We start from the raw sequence: 1,606 nt of genomic DNA, 5'->3' as shown, positions 1-1,606 counted from the left end.
GTTGTACAGAAGGAGGGCAGGATCATTGCATACGGTACATTGGAGATCCCGCTCTGCCCCTGCCCGGAACATGCCTATATTACGGTCAGTGAGCGCTGCATTTTTGACTGCAAATTCTGCCCGGTGCCGAAACTGAACGGGCATGTAAAGACGATTGCTGAGATCACCGGGCTCGTAGATGCTGCACTGGCGCGGGGGACGGTACGGGCCATCTCCCTGACCAGCGGGGTCGCAGAATCCCCGGAAAAAGAGGCCGGGTACATGGCCGAGGTCGTCCGGCATCTTGCAGCACAATTCGATTTGCCCATCGGCGTCTCGGTCTACCCGACTGCAACATCTACCGAAGATCTCCATGCGGCAGGAGCCATTGAGATAAAGTACAATGTCGAGACAATGGACCGTGCAATCTTTGAACGGGTCTGTCCCGGGCTCTCGCTGGATTATATCCTGTCTTCTCTTGAAAACGCAGTCCGGGTTTTCGGGAAGAACCGGGTATCCTCGAACTTCATCATCGGCCTTGGTGAGACTGACGCGTGCGTTCAGGAGGGAATCGAGACTCTTACCTCAATGGGAGTCATCCCCAACCTGCGCCCGATCTCGCCGCATCCCTTAAGGAAAGGTGAGATCGCCGTGGACCGCCCGTCAGGGTACCGCCTCATGCTCCTTGCACGGCTCAACAAATCCGCTCTCGAACGCCACGGGCTCGATGTCCGGGTTGCACAGACCATGTGCCTGCCATGCACCGGCTGCGATCTGACTCCCCAGCGGGATCTGTGATGGAACATTTTTTTTAATGCCGTATGTTCTACCTTAAAATCAAAGAGAACAGAATAGAAATACACACCATAGTCCAATCGGGGAACGCATGCATCAGGATGATTCACGACGAAATGATGCCGGAACCGTTGCTGGTATTGATCTGGGCTCGACCCAAATCAAGGCCGTGATTTACAACGGATCTTCGTATGTTGCGGGAATGACGGATGCTTCCTGGGATGTTGAAGCAACCGCTCTGGCCCTTCTTTTGAAAACCAGTTCAGATGCCGGACTTTCCGCCCCGCCAAAGATCATCGCAACGACAGGGTACGGGCGCCGTTGCCTGAAAATCGCAACACTCACCTGTACGGAGATCGCTGCCCATGCAAAAGGTGCGTTTCACCTTGTGCCGGGATGCCAATTCGTGATAGATATCGGGGGGCAGGATGCCAAAGGAATTCGTTTATCAGCCGAAGGATATGTCGAAGATTTTGTGATGAATGACAAGTGCGCAGCGGGCACCGGGAGATTCCTCTCGAATATGGGACGGGCACTGGGAGTACCGGTTGAACAATTCGGATCACCCGCTTCCCGTGCCGAGCCGCACCGGATCAACGCAATGTGCACGGTCTTTGCCGAATCAGAGGTGATCAGCCTGCTCCACCAGGGAGTGTCCCGTGATGCAATCATCGCCGGACTCCATGCGTCCATTGCACGACGAACCGTATCAATGGTTGCCGCCCTCAACCCGGAATTCCCCGTTGTTTTTACCGAGGGTGTCGCGCATAACTCCGATATTACACAAAGGATTTCTTAGGAACTCGGTTATCCCGTCCCCTTTCCTGACCAA

The 1,606-nt window shown here is 54.7% G+C and carries 2 protein-coding genes; both read left to right on the top strand.

Annotation, left to right across the window (positions count from 1 at the left end; genetic code table 11):
* Positions 1 to 777, top strand: a 777-nt coding sequence (locus CW742_RS12305) for a radical SAM protein (RefSeq protein ID WP_292420788.1), incomplete at its 5' end; no start/stop codon positions are given.
* Between the two features lie 88 nt (positions 778 to 865).
* Entirely contained in the window at positions 866 to 1,573 is a 708-nt protein-coding gene (locus CW742_RS12300; protein ID WP_292420786.1) for an acyl-CoA dehydratase activase, read from the top strand.
* The last annotated feature ends 33 nt before the right edge of the window (positions 1,574 to 1,606 follow it).

It is taken from the genome of Methanoregula sp. (genome assembly GCF_002835825.1).
Classification (GTDB): domain Archaea; phylum Halobacteriota; class Methanomicrobia; order Methanomicrobiales; family Methanospirillaceae; genus Methanoregula.
Note: the sequence above shows the minus strand (reverse complement) of the source record. Positions and strands in the feature narration are given on the sequence as shown.

Bases quoted from the DNA above. Each gene is read 5' to 3' on its own strand.
- CW742_RS12300 (WP_292420786.1), top strand. From the start codon at position 866: ATGCATCAGGATGATTCACGACGAAATGATGCCGGAACCGTTGCTGGT.